At 62.2% G+C, this 19,734-nt stretch carries 15 protein-coding genes; 7 read left to right on the top strand and 8 right to left on the bottom strand.

What is annotated here, in order from left to right; all coding sequences use genetic code 11:
• Positions 1-262: 262 nt before the first annotated feature.
• Positions 263-391: a hypothetical protein gene (locus QA600_RS20790; protein ID WP_278293843.1), complete on the top strand. Its 129-nt coding sequence runs from the start codon at positions 263-265 to the stop codon at positions 389-391.
• A gap of 369 nt (positions 392-760) precedes the next feature.
• Here the strand turns inward: QA600_RS20790 and QA600_RS20785 are convergent, their stop codons facing one another.
• The 5 genes from QA600_RS20785 to QA600_RS20765 form a co-directional block, all read right to left on the bottom strand.
• Positions 761-2,140 (bottom strand): hypothetical protein, encoded by a 1,380-nt coding sequence (locus tag QA600_RS20785; protein ID WP_278293842.1) that lies wholly within the window; start codon positions 2,138-2,140, stop codon positions 761-763.
• 1,287 nt (positions 2,141-3,427) lie between these two features.
• Positions 3,428-3,895, bottom strand: a complete 468-nt coding sequence (locus QA600_RS20780) for a hypothetical protein (RefSeq protein ID WP_278293841.1) — start codon at positions 3,893-3,895, stop codon at positions 3,428-3,430.
• Positions 3,896-4,429: 534 nt separating this feature from the next.
• Complete coding sequence (locus QA600_RS20775) at positions 4,430-5,662, bottom strand: DUF393 domain-containing protein (RefSeq protein ID WP_278293840.1); 1,233 nt, start codon at positions 5,660-5,662, stop codon at positions 4,430-4,432.
• Positions 5,659-6,309, bottom strand: a complete 651-nt coding sequence (locus QA600_RS20770; protein ID WP_278293839.1) for a hypothetical protein — start codon at positions 6,307-6,309, stop codon at positions 5,659-5,661. The genes QA600_RS20775 and QA600_RS20770 overlap by 4 nt, the downstream gene beginning before the upstream one ends.
• Positions 6,310-6,696: 387 nt before the next feature.
• A complete protein-coding gene (locus QA600_RS20765; protein WP_278293838.1) occupies positions 6,697-7,041 on the bottom strand; it encodes a hypothetical protein in 345 nt (114 codons plus the stop codon).
• A 209-nt stretch (positions 7,042-7,250) separates the two neighbouring features.
• On the opposite strand from QA600_RS20765, the gene QA600_RS20760 reads away from it, so the two are divergent.
• The 6 genes from QA600_RS20760 to QA600_RS20735 all read left to right on the top strand — a co-directional run bounded on the left by QA600_RS20760 (position 7,251) and on the right by QA600_RS20735 (position 15,508).
• Entirely contained in the window at positions 7,251-8,072 is an 822-nt protein-coding gene (locus QA600_RS20760) for an undecaprenyl-diphosphate phosphatase (protein ID WP_278293837.1), read from the top strand.
• 1,191 nt (positions 8,073-9,263) lie between these two features.
• A complete protein-coding gene (locus tag QA600_RS20755) occupies positions 9,264-10,391 on the top strand; it encodes a glycosyltransferase family 4 protein (protein ID WP_278293836.1) in 1,128 nt (375 codons plus the stop codon).
• 268 nt (positions 10,392-10,659) lie between these two features.
• Positions 10,660-11,565, top strand: coding sequence for a glycosyltransferase family A protein (locus QA600_RS20750; protein ID WP_278293835.1), 906 nt, complete (start codon positions 10,660-10,662; stop codon positions 11,563-11,565).
• 142 nt (positions 11,566-11,707) lie between these two features.
• Positions 11,708-12,601, top strand: a complete 894-nt coding sequence (locus QA600_RS20745) for a glycosyltransferase (protein WP_278293834.1) — start codon at positions 11,708-11,710, stop codon at positions 12,599-12,601.
• A 167-nt stretch (positions 12,602-12,768) separates the two neighbouring features.
• Positions 12,769-14,004, top strand: a complete 1,236-nt coding sequence (locus QA600_RS20740) for an O-antigen ligase family protein (protein ID WP_278293833.1) — start codon at positions 12,769-12,771, stop codon at positions 14,002-14,004.
• A 40-nt stretch (positions 14,005-14,044) separates the two neighbouring features.
• A complete protein-coding gene (locus QA600_RS20735) occupies positions 14,045-15,508 on the top strand; it encodes a flippase (RefSeq protein ID WP_278293832.1) in 1,464 nt (487 codons plus the stop codon).
• On the opposite strand, the gene QA600_RS20730 is transcribed toward QA600_RS20735, so the two are convergent.
• The 3 genes from QA600_RS20730 to glmS form a co-directional block, all read right to left on the bottom strand.
• Positions 15,495-16,277, bottom strand: a complete 783-nt coding sequence (locus tag QA600_RS20730; RefSeq protein ID WP_278293831.1) for a hypothetical protein — start codon at positions 16,275-16,277, stop codon at positions 15,495-15,497. The genes QA600_RS20735 and QA600_RS20730 overlap by 14 nt on opposite strands.
• A gap of 1,374 nt (positions 16,278-17,651) precedes the next feature.
• The gene (locus QA600_RS20725) at positions 17,652-17,876 is read right to left on the bottom strand and encodes a mechanosensitive ion channel domain-containing protein (protein WP_278293830.1); all 225 of its coding nucleotides are present in this window, start codon (positions 17,874-17,876) and stop codon (positions 17,652-17,654) included.
• 53 nt (positions 17,877-17,929) lie between these two features.
• Positions 17,930-19,717, bottom strand: a complete 1,788-nt coding sequence (gene glmS, locus QA600_RS20720) for a glutamine--fructose-6-phosphate transaminase (isomerizing) (RefSeq protein WP_278293828.1) — start codon at positions 19,715-19,717, stop codon at positions 17,930-17,932.
• Positions 19,718-19,734: the final 17 nt, after the last annotated feature.

The following is a 19,734-nucleotide window of genomic DNA, read 5'->3' as shown; positions in this document are numbered from 1 at the left end:
GGGTGGTGCGCTTCGATCCGTTCAGTACAGCGCTCGCACAGGTGGTCGGCCTTGAGCGTTCGTCCCGACGGTTCGGTCCACAGCGGTGACGCTCAGCTCTCGGCCGGACCACCTGAGTCGAGCGTCAGACAGAGCGAGTTTCCGAGCGTCTCGGTCGGCTCATCGACGACGGCCGCCTAGAGCAGCGGGACACCGGTGTCGGAGCGAATCTCGAGTTCGAGTCTGACATGTCGAGAGCAACCCAGTAGGCGGGCATCATAACGTGTTCTGCGTCGACGACGAGGACGGTGGGCTCGACGTGATCAACGAGTGCCACGACATGGTCGACGCCCTCAGCCACGAACTGGTCTTCGCCACTCGATCGGCGCGTAGCCCGTCGGCGGACTGGTGATTTGTTGCTAGTATTCTATATTGGGAAATTATTAGTAGTGTAAGCAGAAAGTCGGGGGACGTCGGAGGTAGCGACGTGTCTCCCGTGACACTTCCTGCACCAATTGCCGCCTCCGACACGTCTGATCGCCTATCAGTCAGCCACAGTGTATAGGTTACTTGCCTGTCATCTCCTCTGTTCAGGTCCTGCAATTGTCATACACAGACGGATAGCGAAACCGCAGTCCGTAGGCATGTATCGAGTGGACAGAGGTGATCTCACGCAGTGGAGAACATGAGTGGGTATCTGAGCGTGTGTTGAATTGAAAGCACACGGGTGCTCTCGGTAATCCGATAAGTAACCCCATTAGTCGTATCGGTCAGATTCGTTCTAACCGGATACGTCACTGCGGTGGGCGATGCTGAGCGAAATCCGGTAATCAGCTGCCTCATCGCATCCGTATGCTTCAAGATGGCCACTTGAAGCCTCACCAGGCTCCAAAAACACCATATCATCCATGTTACTAACCACTCCGCCGTTTTCATCCAGCAGTTCCCCTGCGTAGTGAACATTCATCTCTTGGGAGTCGGACACATTTTCAAGCGAATAGTTAATCAGACAATCGTTTTGTACATCGGAATCGGCCCACTCTATCCCGTGGTCGGTAACCTCAAGCACCTCCTCGTCCTCCGCATCGGCGTACTGGATCTGTCCCTCCATGTCTTCGGGCGAGACTCCATTACCGGTCTCTTCAGCGGAGTCGTCGTCCTCGCTCTCCTCGTCGCCGTCTTCATCCGAGCCCGTGTCTCCTTCCTCGCCCTCATCGGAGTCATCCGCCCCGTCCTCATCCGTGTCCTCATCACTGTCGTCCCCACTCTCGTCACTATCCTCTTCAGGTTCCTCGTCTTCTTCGTCCTGTTCTTCCGACTCGGACTCCTCTTCTGATTCCTCCTCGTCTTGGGTCTCCTCTTCGTCGTCTGTTTCTTCAGGCTCCTCGTCTTCTTCGTCCTGGTCTTCCGACTCGGTCTCCTCTTCTGATTCCTCCTCGTCTTGGGTCTCCTCTCCCTCGTCTGCTTCCTCCCCGTCTTGGGGCTCCTCTTCCTCGTCCGTCTCTTCAGAGTCCTCGTCTCCTTCGTCCTGGGCTTCTGGTTCGGACGCCTCTTCGGACTCTTCGTCTTGGGCCTCCTCTCCGTCGCCTGTTTCTTCAGGTTCCTCGTCTTCTTCGTCCTGCTCTTCTGGTTCGGACGCCTCTTCGGGTTCTTCGTCTTGGTCCTCTGGCTCCTCCTCGGGCTCTTCAGGTTCTTCGGTTGGGTCCTCCGTTTCCGACTCCTCGTCTTCTGTCTCGTCGGGTTCTTCCTCTTGGTTCTCTGACGCAGCGTCCTCATCTTCTTCGGTCTCAGACTCTTCCAGTTGTTCCTCAGAGTCTTCACCCCCTTCCTCGGAAGCGGGCTCCTCGTCGTCTTCTTCTCTCTCGTCTCCTTCCTCGGGCTCATCTTCTTCGGGTTCGTCTTCTTCTACCTCCTGGGGTTGTTCCTCGTCCTCTCCAGATTCTTCGGGTTCCTCTTCTTCAGCTGCAGATTCGTCATCTGACTCTTCCTCATCTTCCTCATCACTCTCGAGTCCCCCTCCAGAATCGTCGGCAGACTCGTTATCTTCGTCATCACCTGTTTCCTCAGCGTCCGACTCATCGTCAGCAGGTGATTGAGAGCACCCGGCAAGAGTTGCAGAAACCACAGCACCAGACCCGGTTAGAATAGTTCGTCTGTGCATAACTCATATCTATCGTACTGTCCGATAATCCTAGTCCCAAAGCGTATTGGGAGACATTCGTATTGCTGATGCCATTTTGAATTTAGAGTTCAAAGGCACAGTCAAGCAAATTCGTATTTAATAGAGAACACTACACCATCAACGGCCGATCTAGGAGTCAGTCATACCCGCACCGACGGACCTCATTGCTTTTCACCTCCCTGACGTTCTTTAAACCCGCTGCGTAAGACTCTTTAAGTAGCTCTGTCAGCTTCCGCTTCAAGCCAACATCACAATCTGCCTCGTTCCTCAAACGGTGCTACCTAGACGGAGCCCGGATTGAAAGCCAAGTCCGATCGGGAGACAGAAAGACGCCCACCGGGCTGGACCACGGCGAACTGGCTTCCAACTCCTGTGAGGGTTCAAACGCCGGGCCAAACGAAGACGCCGGGGCAGATCGGAATTGCCCTACGAACCGCGGAATGGTCGGTCGTCTGTACGATCGAGATGCCACTACAGATACTGATCGCTTGCTGAAAACGCTACCACCCGGAGAGGCGGCAGCCTGGACGGGAGATCGGATAGGAGCCCATCCCCGTCCAGTTGAACGGTCGACGATCGACACGAATAACGTCGTCGATGACAGCGCCGATGAGGTTCCGATTGCTCGACCCACGACAGCGACCGGTCTCGAGAAGTAACTGCTCGAGTGCAGTTCACCCACCAAGTCGGCCGTGCCGGGCCGGCTCGAGCGGACCGGGCCGACGACCGGGCTCTCGTCGGGTGGAACGGCGTCGACGACCTCCCCACACCTGGCCGTCCCCCGGCGCCACTCCCTTGTCTGGTTCACCCCGAGTGTCGCGGTGCCCGCACCATCCTTGTGAGAAATAGTGAATTTTAAACGACTGGGGCTGAAAGATACGGGTGGCGTGCGATGGACCGATCCACTGCGCGCTTCCTTCCCTCATCCCATCGCTGCAATACTGAGCGAGAGTGTCGACGACCCGATACCGCCGTGTTCGACCCGACACCGCCTCGGTTGATCAGCCGCTGCGTTGTGTCTCGGCCCGCTCGCAACTGGGCATGACGAACCACCGCAGAGAGCGCACTCGCCAGCCACTCCTCGGGTCCGCGGTCTGTTCGTCGGGATAACTCGTTGTGTGGTGAGCGGGGCGCTGCTCTCCAGTGGTCGCTCTGGCTGGACCGACTCCCGTCTCGACTCAAGAAGCTTCCTGGTTACACCGTCAGAAATCTGCAGCCGCGTGGCCCCCTAACACGGCGGCCGTACAGTGAGGGGGGCTCTAGTGGTTATTCGTCCTCGTCGTCGAAGGCGTCGTCGCCGTTCTCGTCGAGGGCTTCGTCCTCGTCGTCTTCGAGGTCATCGTCGCCGTTCTCGTCGAGGGCTTCGTCCTCGTCGTCTTCGAGGTCATCGTCGCCGTTCTCGTCGAGCTCGTCGTCCTCCTCGAGCCCATTCTCCTCGTCCTCGTCATCGAGCTCCTCGTCCTCGTCGTCGAGCTCGTCATCCTCCTCTTCGTCCTCGTCGTCGCCGTTCTCGTCGAGGTCATCGTCTTCGTCGTCATCGAGGTCGTCCTCGTCGTCCTCCGCGAGATCGTCATCCTCCTCGAGGTCGTCGTCACCGTTCTCGTCGAGACCGTTCTCGTCAGGGTCGTCCTCCGGCTCCTCTTCCTCCTCATCGCCACACCCGGCGAGGGCGACTGCAGCACCGGTTCCAGCGATCGTTACAAATCGTCGTCGATTTAACGAGTTCTCTGACATATTCCAACCGGAGAGATATCGAGATGATATAAATAGATGTACGTCTGACGGACCGACCAGTGCCTTTATGCCCGGCAGGCAGATTCCCGGTCGTGAGCGCTCATCGGAGCGGCTCTCGGTTGGCCGGCTGCTGATGGGAAGACCCAGAGAGGGCGCCCGCACCCGCTTTAGCAACGCGCCCTCGTCCTCTCATACGCCGTCGGCGGCACTGGCAGTGGTGCTCGCCCACGGGGGTGTTCTCGAACGCATGTCACCCGTCGGCGCCTCGAGTCCCCAGTGCTGGCCTCCTGCACGGATCTCCGAGAACCCGAGCGATCGGCGACGCTCCAGTCGGTCGGTCGCCGTAGTGGTCGGCCGCAACGAACACGTTCCTTGCCGGTCGGAGCAGCGACGAGCCCGCGTCCCTCGCGGCGTTCGCCGGGTTTCGCCGACGAGACGGGACCTGATGCGTCGCCTCCACCTGATTTGGGCGGCCTATATCCGCCTCATACGTACAGGACCGAGTCCAGGCCCCGACTGGCGTATCCGGGAACGTCAGTCGGTCTCGCTGCCGAGGGAGCGAGTCCGGGCGGGGACCGCCGCCGCATAGAGTCGCGTTCCCAGCGCTCTGACTGGCGGTATCGCCATCGCGACCGCCAGTGGGGCACACAACCGAAACTGGCTCAGCAGCTGGCGACCCGCCTCGTAGCCACGGTAGCCCGTTCCGTCCCGAACGAGCACTAGTCCCTTCTCCCGGTCCGTCAGGGCTGGCGGCGCATCCGACTGTGGGACGAACTCCACCGAGTCGGTGACGTCGAGATGAGCCAGGACGACGAGCGCCCGCACACAGCCCGACCAGTGGTCGTCGTAGCCCACCCGAACCGGCTCGTCGGTGGCCGAAACAAGCCGCCGGTAGGCCCCGTCCCAGGCGGCAAACAGCGAGAGGACGAGGAGCATGTCGATGAAGTACAGCCCCAGCGTGAGGATCACCGAGACGTGAAAGCCGAGTATCCCGAGGATCGGAAGCGTCACCGAGACGCCGAGCACGACGGCAGCGAACAGCGAGACCTGAACCAGCGCGGTCCCGACGAACCCGACCCAGGCGAGCCACTCGTGTTCGACGAGCGGGGCGCCGAGCGCTCGGTCGATACCGGTCAGCTCGCCATAAAAGAGGATGTCCCGCTGGAGTTCGGCACCCGAGAGCCAGATCTCGAGCGGGCCGTTCAGCGCCTTCCCCCAGGCCGACCCGACGTAGATGATCGCGACCGCGAGTAGCCCCCACTTGAGCGCACGCAGCCGGTAAACCCGGTCGGTCCCCTCGGTCAGGACGGCGTTCAGCTCCGTGAGCGAGCGCTCGTCCGTCCGGCGAAAGCCGTCGACCGACAGCGGGTCGTCCTCGGCGAACAACGCAAAGAGGAGAAGCAGATACGCACAGACGAACAGCGACTCGACAGTCCCCGCAAGGTAGATCGTTGCCTTGACCGACAGCATATGCATCAACAGGAGACTCGCGAGGCCACCGGTCCAGCGGGTCCGGTAGCCGACGATAAACGAGAGTAGTAACCCGGCAACGACCCACTGCTGGTAGGGCAACAGCGCGAAGAAGAGATCCTGGTGGAGAAAGCCGATCGTCTCGTCGACGTGGAAGTCCGGCCACTCGCCGTAGGCCGCCCACTCGAGTGAGAGCACACGCCAGATGACGTACGTCCCGAGCAACACGCGGACGACGGCGAGGTTGAGCGGCGAGGCGCGGCCGTCGTCGGCGACGTAGTTGACGAACGCGCTCATCGGCTCTCCTCGTGTTCGGTAACCGTGCCGTCGGTCGGATCGATCGTCACCCGGGGTCGCTCCTCGGTCGAGTCGATCGCCGTGTTGTCGTCGCTGTAAACCACCGTGTGCTCGTAGATCCGGATCGCCTCGAACGCCTCGTACTCCTCGAGTTCGGCGGCGGTCCAGGCCCGGTCGTCGACATACCGCGGCGGCTGGAGCCGGTCGGTCACCGACCGCTCGCCGGCCTCAACCGTCTGGCGGTGTTCCCTGGCGTTTTCGAGGTAGAACTCACCCATCTCGAGGCGCTGGTCGTCGGTGTACTCGTCGGCTAGTTGCCCGCCGACCGTCGACGTTCGCGTCCCCGTCACCGGCGGCGTCGCACGGTCGTCGAACCTGAGCTCCTCGCCCGACGCGTCAACCATCCGAATCTCGTAGTAGGTTTCTTCCTCCTCGGACGGCTGGGCGAACTTATGCATGTCGACGACCGGCAACAGCGGCATGCCCACCAGCGTGACCGCCAGCAGCGTCGTAAAGAACCCCGCGAGCCAGACCTCTCGAGCGTATCGGCGGCGAGCAAGCGCGAGGATCCCGAGCGTGCCCAGGAAAAACAGTACGTACACCACCGGAAAGAGGAGTCGCGCTCCCTCGGAGAGGACAGCTACCAAGGTGTCGTCACTTTCCTATCGTTTTAGGAGACGTAATATATACTTTTGGGATACTAATTCCACTGTATGAATAGCAAATCCGTATTAGAAAGAAGTTCCCGCTTCGAACGCTGTCCGTCGACGGACGGAAGGTGATCGGCCCCATCGCCAGCGGGCGGCGGCTCTGTGAACGAATAGACACGCCGGCATCGCATTGGATTCGATTCCTCCTGACGGGGTCAACTCACGACCGCCGTCGAAACCGGGGCAGTGCGTCGTAGAAGTTCGCCCCTCCGAGGGGAGTCAGGCTCCGTCGGGCCGGAGTGTCAGGACGGGAGCGCGCCGACACGGTGCAGTCGAGTCATGGCCTGAGCTATGTCGTTCCGGGCCACTGACCGCTCGGTGAACCTATTCGGCTCCCAGAAACCCTTTCCATTGGCCGATGTCGTCCTCCGTGTACTTTCCTTGTTCTTTCATCTCGAGCAGGAAGGGCTCCATCTCCTCGAACGTGATATCGTCGAAGAACGCCTCCTTGTCCAGCTGCCCGGTCTTGATGTACTCGGCCTCGGCTTTCGAGACGAGTCCCCTCATCCGGAGGACTGCGATCAGGCGATCGATTTGCTCCGCCGCCTCGGTCGCCTCCTGTCGTTGGTCGAGGTACTCCATCGTTTCCCCGAACTGCCCGGAGTCGCCCTCGTCCGCCAGAATTTCGACGCCAGTGTCGTCGCCTTGGGACTCGCGCTCGTTGACCATACCCAGCGTTTCGCGTACTCCCTCAAAAATCTTCTTTCGCAATCATACTGTCCTCATAATTGACTCGAGTGACGACGAGATGCGCTGAGTATGCGCGTCGATGCATCGGAAGCGCAAGCACCACTGACCGAGCTGCGGGTGATCCGATCGTCAGTCGGGATGTAAATACAAATATACTCCCAGTCGAAACGGAGCGACAACACGTAGCAATGCTTGACTATCTTATCGCGATCATCGCCGGCATCGTCCAGGGAATCGTCGAGTGGCTGCCGGTCTCGAGCCAGGGGAATCTATCGATGGTGCTGACGATACTGCAGGTCGATCCCGAGATCGCAGTCCAGCTCGCATTGTTCTTCCAGGTGGGGACGACGATCTCCGCGGCCACGTACTACCGGGACGACATCATGACCGTCTTCCGGACGCTCCCCGACTGGCAGCCTGGGACGGCGTACACCGGCGAGAACGCGATCACCTCCTACATCCTCGTTGCGTGTCTGATGACCGGTATCGTCGGCATCCCGCTGTACATCTTTGCGGTCGATCTGGCCGGCCAGGTGTCCGGTGGCGTCTTCATCGCCGCGATCGGCGTGCTGTTGATACTCACGGGCTTGCTCCAGCGCTCGGCAGAATCAGTGTCGATGGGGGGTCGTGAGCGGCCGACCCTCCTGGATTCGATGCTGGTTGGGGCGACCCAAGGGGTTGCGATCCTGCCGGGGATCTCCCGCTCCGGCGTCACGACGAGCGTGCTCCTGTTCCGAAGCTACGAGCCACCCAGTGCCTTCCGGCTCTCGTTTCTCCTCTCGATTCCGGCGAGTCTGGGCGCGGCCGCACTCACGATGGTGGGAGCCGGCGGGCTTCCGGGGATCGAGCTCGGCCCGGCGATCACGGCCCTCGTCGTAAGCGCCGCCGTCGGCTACGTGACGATCGCGACGCTCATGCGCCTCGTCGAGCGAGTCCCCTTCTCGGCGGTCTGTTTCGGACTGGGTGGGGTGGCGATCGTCGGGGGCGGAGCGGTCGCGCTACTGGTCTGACGGACGCCCTCGGCTACCGCTGTGAACTGGGTGGCTGTCGTTCGGAAAGCCAGTCGCTCGGTCCAGTGCGGTCGGGGACGGCGGCCAGCGGCGTAGCCGGAATTCCACCACTGGGCACCACGAGGTTCAGTGAGAGAGGCCCTGTCTCGAGATCTCGGTGCGAAACCCGGACTTTACAACTGGCAGTGACGCCGACCGTGTTGCTGTCTGTCGACGTTATCGGTTCGGTCACACGACCGCCGCCGCGTTGGTCGTCCAAGTCACTCATCGCGCTTCGCTTTCCATCGCCGAGTACACCCGCACTCAGGAGCATACCCCTGCCAGTGGGCCTACCTGAAGGAAACAGTTATCTATGTCTGCTAAAACCAGTTGTATGTCATCGCGGCTCACAGGACGCCGACCGCCCCTCCCGCTCGGTCAACCGGAAGCGAGTGCTCGAAAAGCGCGGATGCAGCTTCAGACGGTGTACCGACGGACCCACCGTCAACTCGAGTCCGAAACGGCCGTCGGCACGAGCCCCGATATCGAGACTCGGGCTCCCTCGAGGCAGGGCTCCGGCGGCGCCACCGACAGACCGGGCGGGTGTTCGAAACCGTTGGACGGCAAGTTGAGTGCCCCACTGCATCGAGCAGGACCGACGAGAACCGACCACAGCGAGCCGACGGAACACGACACCACTACGAGATCCCGCCAGCACAGTAGGTCATCGTTCGCGAGCAACTCGAGTGTGTCTTCGCTGCGATCCATCGCCGCAGACGAGTCCGCAACGCTCGAATCGGCATAGGTTGTCTTCTCGCGTTTCTTGTCGGTGTCGCGGTCATGAGTGGGGTTCTCTCGAGGGACACGCGCGGGTAGGCAAGCACGAGGAGTGCGACCAGAAGTCGGGTTCGTTGCCACGCGAAGAGTGCGTTGGGCCGTCCGACCCTGGCGTCTCGCCGATGTCTCACCCGCTCGCTACTCACACCGACCACAGCGTGGATATCACGCCGGTTGGGTGAGGGGAACGCGCGTCACTTGCTTACTCCATCCTTGTACAACGGTCCGTCGGACCCCCTTGTGTCCCGGAGTGAGCTCCCACGCCACAGAAGAGGTCACTTCGCTAGCCTTTTCAGAGAGAATGCTAAAGTTCGTCTCAGATCGGAGAGTCCATGCCGAGACGGTCCCTGAGCTACCGACGATGCGAGCACTGTGATGCCAGCTGAGTCTCCTCGCTCGAGCGACTCCCTCCGGATCCTTCGGGTCGCACAGACCATCTATCCCGACGTGAAGGGTGGGGGCGCCTACCACGTCCATGCGTTGAGTCGGGATCAGGCGGCACTGGGCCATGACGTCACGGTCCTGACGGTACGGCACGATCCCACCGCACCACATCTCGAGAAACGGTGTGGGTATACGGTCGTTCGGTACGACCCCTCGGTCGCCGTTCTGGGCAACGAGATCTCGACCGGCGTCGCACAGCACCTCCGGACGGCTGCGGCGTTCGACGTCGTGCACGCTCACTCACATCTGTACTTCTCGACGAATCTGGCGGCGCTAAAACGGCTAGTTGGTGGGCCACCACTGGCGATCACGAACCACGGGCTGTACTCCCAGACGGCCTCAAAACGGCTGTTCGAGTGGTACCTCCGGACGATCGGGCGCTGGACGTTCAACCGAGCCGATCTCGTCTTCTGTTATACGGACGTCGAGAAGCGACACCTCCGTGGAATCGGCGTTACCACACCCGTTGCCGTCGTCTCGAACGGGGTCGACACCGACCGATTCAGCCCGACGGGTCCCGAGAGCACGCTGCTCGAGGCGACGGGCCCCGTTATCCTGTTCGTCGGTCGACTGGTCGAGGGCAAGCGACCAGAGGACGCCCTCAAGGCGATGGCCACCGTCCGCGAGAGCCACCCGGAGGCGACGCTCTATCTCTGTGGTGACGGTCCGTTGCGCGGCCGACTCGAACGCCAAGCTGGCGACACAGCGGGCCAGGACGTCGTATTCCTCGGCCACGTCCCGTACGACGAGATGCCGCGTGTCTACCGCTCGGCGGACGTTCTCGTGTTACCAAGCCGGGCGGAGGGCGTTCCACGGACGGTACTCGAAGCGATGGCCTCCGGCACCCGTGTCGTCTGTTCGGACCTCGAACAGCTCCGCCCGATCGTCGACGGCGCCGGTGCCGTCGCTCCCGTCGGTGACGTTCCCGCCTTCGCGGCCGCAATCCGGGATCAACTCTCGGTACCGACTGCCGATCGACCCTCGCGGGCTTCAACCTACGAGTGGCACCGGACCGTAACGGCCGTCACCGACCGCTTGCGGCAACTAGTTCGATCGTGACTCGGCTCCAGTGTGCCACCAGATCTCGACCCGAGTCGGTCCCGTCGCGTACCGTTGACCGGGGGCGCCGTCGGTACCTCCGCCGAAGGCAAAGCGGGTGGCTCGCGACCGGCACCGTCCGACACCGGCCGTAGTACACCGTATGTCGACCAAGCGACCGGCTATTGGCTTATTATACTTTTCATGTTACCCAATAGTCTGCGCTTTACCCTTCTCAACATCTCTTAGAAACATATAATCTTATTAGACGGAGTCTGGAAGTGAAACCGTGTCGCGGAAAGAGTCACAGGAGGTGTCGGTCATTATTCCGACGTACAACCGACCGGGTCGGTTACGGCGGGCAGCAGAGAGCGTTGCAAACCAGACACACCCTGTCGCTGAACTGCTCGTCGTCGATAACGGGTCGACCGTCGACTACACCGACGTTCGTGAGTACCTCGACTCGTTGGCGATCGAGACGACCTGCCTCGAGACCGCGGATGGCGGCGCGTGCCACGCGCGCAACGTCGGAGCGGACGCTGCCGAGGGGGACGTTCTGATGTTTCTCGACGACGACGACCGGTGGCGCCGACGGAAGGTCGAACGCCAGCTCGCCACGCTCGATGAGCGGACCGGGTTGGTCTACTCCGCACGTGTTGCGGTCGACAGCGCTGGCAATGAGAAATACAAGATCTTTGGCGATGGGGGCGGCGATCTCTCCCGAACGATCCTTCTCTACAACGTCATCGGGACGACCTCGAGTCCGGCGATCGATGCGGCGCTGTTCGACGCCGTCGGCGGGTTCGACGAGGGGATGCCGGGGCTCCAGGACTGGGAGCTCTGGATCCGGCTCTGTCAACACACCCACGTTGGCTACGATCCCCTACATACCGTCGAGTGGACCGACACCAACGGTACAGAGCAGATGAGCAGTCAGGTCCAGCGCTACAAACGCGCGTTGGGACTGCTCCGAAAGAAGCACGCTGATCGGTTCGCCGAACTCGGCTACCTCGACCGACGGCGGGCGACGGCCCACCAGTACAAATCACTCGGGATGAAATACCACAACGCACGGTCGGTGCGGAAGTATCCGTATCTCGCCCGGAGCCTCGTGCGGTGGCCTTCCGTCGGGGCAGCAGCACGACTGCTGCCGGCGCCCGCACTCTCGCGGCTCCGACGTGCCCTCTGGTCGTAGCGTGGCCCGCGGCCCGATCACCTAGTAGGGGAGACGACGGACCCAGCGAAGTTCGTGGTGGCGCCCTTGGTCAGCAACGCGGTGGCGGCGACCTCGGCGAAAACTCACTACAGTTTTGTACGTGGCATGTCCGCAAAACGGTATGAGTGACGACTGTCTGGTCTCGGTCATCGTCCCCGTCTACAACGACCCCGACGGGATCGAAACGACGCTCTCCTCACTGCGGGATCAAACGCTCTCCACGGACGCCTTCGAGATCATCGTCGTCGACAACGCCTCGTCCGATGCGACCCGTGCCGTCGCCCGTGACCGGCTCGCCGAGGTCGACAACGGGTACGTGGTCGACGAACGGGAGGTCCAGAGCTCGTACGCCGCACGAAACACCGGAATCGAGCGTTCGTCGGGCGAGATTCTGGCGTTCCTCGATGCCGATATGAGCGTGCCTACAACCTGGCTGGCGGAGTTGGTCGCCACGTTCGAGCGGACCGGCGCCGAGTATCTCGGCTGCCGGGTCCGACTCTACTGTCCGTGCTCGGAACCGACGCTAGTAGCGAAATACGACCGGGCCTTCGGGTTTCCCGTCGAGTTTTATCTGGACACCCAGAACTTCGCTCCGACCTGCTGTCTGGCGGTGACACGTGCTCTCGTTGCGGACGTCGGCCCGTTCGACCCACGGCTTACCTCGAGTGGCGATCTGGAGTTCGGCCAGCGCGTTGCTCGGGCGGGCTACGACCAACACTTCGCTTCCGATCTCGTGGTGTACCATCCGACACGAACCACGCTCGCCGACTATACGAAAAAGCGCCTCCGGGTCGGTGCAGGCCAGGAACAACTGGCCCGCCTCCCCGGTGCGGCCGCCGACAGCCGACCGTGGTACCACCCAAAGAACGTCCTGCCACCCCACCCCGGGAACTTCCGACGGCGTCTCTCGAGACCCGTCTCCGGTCAGACTCTCGCCCTGTTCTACCTCCTCTCGTACGTCGGCAAACTCAGTCTCTTCGCCGGTCGCCTCCGGTGGAAACTGAAGGGGCGCTGAGCGACCAACCGACGGGACCGGGCGGCTGTCGCCGTAGGAGATCCGGCCGACAGAGCGCCGGTGACGGTCGTAGGCCTCCGGATGGCGTGGTTCGATGTCGGCTACGCCGAACCTTTATCAGACAAAAATGAACAGGTATTTTAACACCTCGGCGTATCTGATGTGTAATGACGGATTTTATGCGCTGGCGATCTTATGGGATGGAAATCATCTTCGCGCTGCTGATCTACTACTCGATCTACGCGACGTCGATCTACTTCGAGCCGGTAGTGGCCGTCTCTCCGATCGACCCCAACTACCTGTTGCTGGTGGTTATCGGCATTTATACCGTCTGGCATGTCGCGACACGGCCGATCCGTCGACAGACGGTCGCTGCGATCGCACTGTTCGGGGCGTTCGCGGCCTACTACGCGCTGACGATCCTTTGGAGCAGTAGCACCGCGTACGCCGACTGGAAGGCGTTGCGGCTGGTCACGGTGATCTCGCTGCTGTTCGTCGGCTGTGCGCTCTACTTCGGTGGCCGCCGCGACCGACTCCCCCGGTTCTATCTTGTCGCCCTCGTTTTCGGTGGACTCGTCACGATCGACACCCTCTACACCCTTGCTATTCTGGGCTACGGCAACTCGCCGTATCTGGACGTCAACTACATCCTCAGCTCCCGCCCGATCGGCGTGGGCATCATCCTCGCGGCGTACTTCCTCGTCATGACCGATCGCCGAGTGGTGCGGGCCGTACTCGCCGGCAGCGTGTTCGTAATGGTGGTTGCGATGTTTCAGACGGGAGCGCGGGGCCCGTTGGTCGCCCTCGTCGGAGCGCTCGTCGTGTTTGCCGGCTGGCTGTATCTTCAACTCGATATCTCGGTGAGTCGCTCACAGCTCGTGGCCGCGGCCGCCAGCTCGATCGTCGGGTTCGGCGTCCTCGTTGTGACCGCAGGGACGACGGTCGAACGGATGCTGCGGTTGTTCCGTTGGGACGAGGAGGTCAGCGGTGCGGCGCGTGTCGATCTGTTCACCAGCGCCGTCCGGTACTGGCTCGACCAGCCGCTGATCGGCCACGGGATCGGGAGCTTTCCCGTTCTCTACTCCGGCGAGGACGAACGCTACTACCCTCACAACATCGTCCTCGAGGTCGGCGTCGAGGCTGGGTTAGTCGGGGTGGTGCTTTTCCTGGCGTTCTCCGCATGGTGTCTGTGGGTGGCGCTCAACGCAGACACCGACCCGGTGCTCGTCGGCACAACGGTATCGCTCTACCTCTACTTGCTCGCCAACGCGATGATTACCGGCGACATCTCCACGAACCGGATGCTCTTTGCCAGCACAGCACTGTTGTTGGTCGTCGATTCGTCGGCTCCGGTTCGGGTGACCGAGACCGCAGGCCGGCTTCGAACCCGGCTGGCTCAGTGACCATGACCGAGACCCCACCCACCGCACCAACGCTGAAACAATGACGCTCGAAGAGAAGATCGCTGCCGGCTTTCGGATGGAAGCGGTCGCAAAGGCGGCCGATATCGTCTCGGGCGGGATCCTCATCATCGTCCTGGCACGGCTGCTCGACCCCGAGAGCTACGGCCTGTTGTACTTCGCGCTCTCGATTCTGGCCGTTGGGACCCTGCTTAGTAGCCTCGGCTTCGGGCGATCCGCGGCACGGTACCTGACGGAGTACGACGAACGAAACGCCGGTCAGGTTCCCCATATTATCGAGAGCTCGATCCTGTATACGGCCGTGCCGCTAGCGATCATCTCCGGCGTACTCCTGTTCTTTGCCGCCGAGCTCACGACGTTTCTGGGCGAGCCCGGTCTCGAACCGTTTCTCCTCCTCGGGACCGTCTTTCTCGTCGGCAGTACGACGGTGAAATACACACGTCGCGTCCTGCAGGGGTTCAAACAGATCAGACTGAGTGCGATGGTGATGGTCACCGACGCCGTGCTGAAGTCGATCGTCGCGATCGCGTTGGCGACACTGGGATACGGTCCGATCGGCGCGTTTTTCGGCTACGTACTCGGTGGGCTCGTTGCCGGACTCCTCGGTGCTGCGTTCACGTATCGCCAGTACCGTGCGTACGAGCGCACACGAATCGAGGACGGACTTCGGCGCCGACTCTTCGAGTACGCGATGCCGCTCTCGCTGACGGCCAGCGGCGACATCCTCATCAAACGGGTCGACATCATCCTGGTCGGGTTCTTTCTCACGCCCGTCTTCGTGAGTTACTACACGATCAGCAAACAGCTCGTCAAGTTCGCGAAGTTCCCGGCGAGTTCGCTGGGGTTTGCGATCTCGCCGCGGTACAAAGAGCAGTACGAGCAGGGCAACGTCAGCCGGGCTGCTCGCCTCTACGAGGACGCCCTCACCGGGATGCTCCTGGTGTACGTTCCGGCGACGGCGGGGCTGATTCTCGTCGCCGGACCGACGATCGAGCTGGTGTTCGGAACCGAGTACACCGGTGCGGTACCCGTTCTCCAGGTGCTCTCGCTGTTTCTGGTGGCACAGACGGTGACCTACGTGACGAGTAGCGGGTTGGACTATCTCGGCCAGGCAACGCTGCGAGCCTACGCAAAGGGTGGTGTCGCGATCGGTAACTTCGTCCTGAACCTCCTGTTGATTCCGACGATCGGGATCATCGGGGCGGCGATCTCGACGGTGATCGCCTACGGCGTGTACGCACTGCTCAACGTCTATATCATGCATCTCGAACTCACGCTCAGCTGGCGGCGGATCGGGCGGGATCTCGGGCAGATCGTCGCGATCACGGCCGCTATGGCTCTGGTCGTCGCCATCCTCAGTGGTTCGATCGCCGGCCTGCTCTCACTGCTCGGCGTGGTCGGTCTCGGGGTGGCGATCTGGCTCGCACTCAGCTACGTGCTGGGGTTCGTCGAGAGACAGCACGTTCGGACGGTTATCGGTCGGTGAGGTCAGGATGCCCGGTGATCTGCCGGGCAACACCGGGATCCTGGGACTGCATCCACTCCTCGTGGCGCACGAGAACGGCGATCGGCACCCGATCGAGCCCGAGCAGTTTCGCAATCGAGAGCCGGTGTCGGCCGTCGACGAAGAGGAGGCTCCCGTCCCGTCCGATGTCGACGACGATCTCGTTTTCGAGACACTTGAGGAAATCCACGGAAAGGGCGTCGCGGCGTCGGAGGAGCTGACGGTATGACAGACAACCCTGCGTTCGCATCGACTCATACAGCTGGTCGAGACCGGCACAGGTGGCCTCGATATCGGCTTCGTTCTGACACCCGTTCCAGACTGTGCCGCCGTTCGAAACGATACGGGTGGCTGTGGTGACGAACTCTGTCTCGTCCCATGGGATCCCATGACAGAACCGGTCGCGAAGGGAGCGGTGCAACACCGTGTCCTCGAACCGATCCGCAAGGTAGAGCTCCGGCGGTGTGCCGTCGTACGTCGGCTCGATCGGGGGCTCGTCCCGGCGGTCCCACGTTCCGTCTCGAACGGTTCCGAACCGGTGTTTGATACCGAGCCAGAACGGGTACGGTCGCTTGGTGAAGCGACTGATGTGAGTGGGATCGACCCACGCGAGTGCGAAGGGCTCGACGTCGCGTGGGTACCGCTCCGCCTCGGTGCTGAGCGCCCGATAGTAGCGCGGCGCGGCCGCCCAGTACGCTCGTTCGAGCGGTGTGAGCGAGAGCGGCCCCTCGAAGACCGCCTTCTCGACCATCCGTGCTGCAACTAATGATAACCCACCGGCATCGGCATAGCGAGCGACTGAGGCAAGACTCGGCATTACGGAGTACTGACGGCTATCGTGCCAATGGGCCTGACTCTTTCGGTAGCCATGAAATCTGATGGTCACGACGTGCGGAAAGACGGCTGAGACGGTCCGCCAGACCCGATACTACCGGATCGGAGCCGTGATAGCCTTCCGTGTAGCCGCCCGACCGATACAGGTATATGAGTGGGCACGAACAGGAAGAGAGAATGGGCCAGCCGATTCCCACCCAGTGTCCTCAGTGTAACTCTTTGGACGTCCAGGTGACAAAAGTTGCTCCAGGAGAGCACGACCGGGGTCCCGACTGGGCAACTCATGTCAGCTGCCAGGGGTGCAATGAGTACACCGAATGGTTCGGATGACCAAGCCCCCACTTCGGAGTGCAGCCAACGGAAACGACTGGTGATCAGCTCGGCGAGCCGGCTCTCCTCGCTCTCGGCTGTGGCTCCGACCACGGTCGGTCGGTGCCCGGCTGAACAGCCGGACCCGTGCTCCGCTCGCGGGCCGCGACAGCAACGAGGGGTGGGGTCCTGCGACCGTTCGAATCAGTCGGCTTTGTTCCCCAATCCCACCACCGAAACACAGCGAGACCGGCTCTGCAAAATACGCTCCCGGAGAGTATCGCCGTTCACTACCTAGTTTCCAGCAGACGCCTTCGGTCTCGGCCGAATGGGCGCCGGCAGTCGACTCCTACGGACGGTCGTCCCGTTTGTGGGAGGCGGTGACGACAGCCCGAAACCGCACGCGGGTGCGTACACCCAGCTCATCCGGTCAGCTGCTTGGGTGGACACGCCTTTGTCACGTAGCACATCTCTGCCGGAAGTAGAAGTCGCAACGAGGGTAGTCGATTCCGTTCGTCCGTACAACTCACTTGCCCCGGTCACTCCTGTCGGCGACGATAGCCGAAGAGTCGACTCGCTTTTCGACCTCTACGGTATACAATGGTTCCAAGCAGCATCGTGATCGTTGTAACGGTAATCGTGGTATGTTTGCTATGACCAGTTATTTATATTAATACAGAAAATGCAACTCGCATGAGCAAATCGATACCGCCGCAGTGTCCTGAGTGTAACTCGACTGAGATGAATTTGGTGCGAGTCTCTCCGAGCGAACATGAGCGGGGCAACGAGTGGGTGACTCAGGCAACGTGTGAATCCTGTGATGAGTACACCGAGTGGTTCGAGTAGCACAGTTGGATCACCACATAGGGACAGTACTCCGTCTCATCTGTCAGGGTCGAGATCGGACGGCGGTTCGGTCGGTTCCGAGTCACGGCTCCCCGGAGACCGACCGGTGTCTTCGACGGGCTCGAGAAGGGACAGTTCACGCTGGGGGAACGGGATCGTGACCCCCCGCTGCGGCGAATCGGTCAGAGAGTCGGCGGTTGAGTTGATCGATTGCTCGGTTCTCAGTTAGCGGATGGGCCACGTAAGCCTGAACCTCAAAAACGAGCGCGGAGTCGCCGAACTCGGTAAACAACACCCGTGGTTGGGGCGTCTCCTGAATCATCGGCGTGTCGGCACACACCTCGAGAACGATCCGTTTCACTGCCTCGTAACGACGATTCACACAGATGATCCTCACTGCTCGGTACCGGCCGGTTACTCGACCGTGACGCTCTTTGCGAGGTTTCGTGGTTTGTCGATCGAGCGCTCCAGGCGGTTCGCGATCCAATACGACGCCAGCTGCAGCTGGATGTTGGCCAGAATCGGCGTCAGATGGGGATGCGTGGAGGGTACCTCGAGGACGTGGTCGGCCGAGTGACGAACCCGATCGGGGACGTCGGTGACCGCGATGACGGGGGCACCCCGGGCCTGGACCTCCCTGACGTTGCCCAGGGTCTTCTCCAGACGCGAGCCCGCGGTCAACAGTGCGAACACCGGCGTTCGTTCGGTGACCAGCGCCAACGGGCCGTGTTTGAGCTCGCCGGCAGCGAACCCCTCGGCGTGTTTGTACGAAATCTCCTTCATCTTCAGGGCGCCCTCGAGGGCGACCGGAGCGGTGTACTCCCGGCCGATGAAGAAGTAGGCGTCGGCGTCGACGTACGCGTCGGCGATCGCCCGCGCCTGGGACTCGTCGAGGACGGTCTGGATCTGGGCGGGCAGCCCGGCCAGGGCATCAAGCAACGCCGGGTCGGGGGTATCGACCAGCGTGCCGGTAACTAGGGCCAACGCGACCTGCTGACTCGCGAACGTCTTCGTCGCCGCGACACCGATCTCGGGGCCGGCTCGGATGTAACAGACGTGATCGCACTCGCGGGCAGCCGAGCTCCCGACGGTATTGGTCAGTGCCAGCGTCACCGCGCCGGCGCTGTTCGCCTCCCGGAGCGCCCGCATCGTGTCGGCGGTCTCGCCGCTCTGGGTGACACCGATGACGAGCGTCTCGCCGCCAACCGGGACGGTCTCTGCACGGTACTCGCTGGCGAGAAACGCCTGGGCCGGGACGTCGTGTTCGCGCAACAGCCGTGCCCCGTAGCGGGCGGCGTGATATGAGGTCCCGCAGGCGACGAGCTGGACCCGGCTGGGCGCCTCGAGATCGGCCAGCTCCTCGAGGGTGAGGCGACCCGCGGCGGCGTCGACCCGGCCCCGCAGGCAGTTCCGGATCGCACGGGGCTGTTCGTGAATCTCCTTTTTCATGTAGTGATCGTAGCTGCCCTTGCCGGCGTCCTCGGGCTCCCAGGCGACCTCGTCGACCGTCGGCTCTACGACGCTCCCCGACGCGTCGGTGACGGTGACGCTGTCGGGCGTCAGCGTCGCGAACTCGCCGTCCGCGAGGTAGATCACGCGGTCGGTGTACTCGATGAACGCGGGGACGTCACTCGCGAGGTAGTTCCCCTCGTCGCCGAGGCCGACGACCAGCGGCGACTCGTGGCGTGCCGCGTAGATGGTGTCGGTATCCTCGAACACCGCCGCGACGGCGTAACTCCCCTCGAGGCGGTCGACGACCTGGCGAAACGCCGTCTTGCGGTCCGCGCCCGCCGCGAGACGCTCCTCGATCAGGTGGGGAATAACCTCGGTGTCGGTCTCGCTGGTGAACTCGTGGCCGCGCGCGGCGAGCTCGTCCCGAAGCGTCTGGTAGTTTTCGATGATCCCGTTGTGGACGACCGCGACGCGGCCCTCGCAGTCGGTGTGGGGATGGGCGTTCTCGTCGGCGGGCGGTCCGTGGGTGCTCCAGCGGGTGTGGCCGAGGCCGGCCACCCCGTCGAGGCCCGCCGCGGGGAGGGCCGACTCAAGCGTCGCGACGTCGCCCTCGCGTTTGGTGACGGCTATCGGGTCCGCCGCGAGGGCGACGCCCGCCGAGTCGTACCCCCGGTACTCCAACCCGTCGAGTCCCGTTAATAGAATATCAAGCGTGTTTCCAGCACCCGTGTAACCGATAATCCCACACATCAGCTCTCTCCCCGATT

The sequence above is a fragment of the Natronococcus sp. A-GB1 genome (assembly GCF_029688845.1).
Lineage (GTDB): Archaea > Halobacteriota > Halobacteria > Halobacteriales > Natrialbaceae > Natronococcus.
This window is presented reverse-complemented; position numbering and strand designations above follow the sequence as displayed.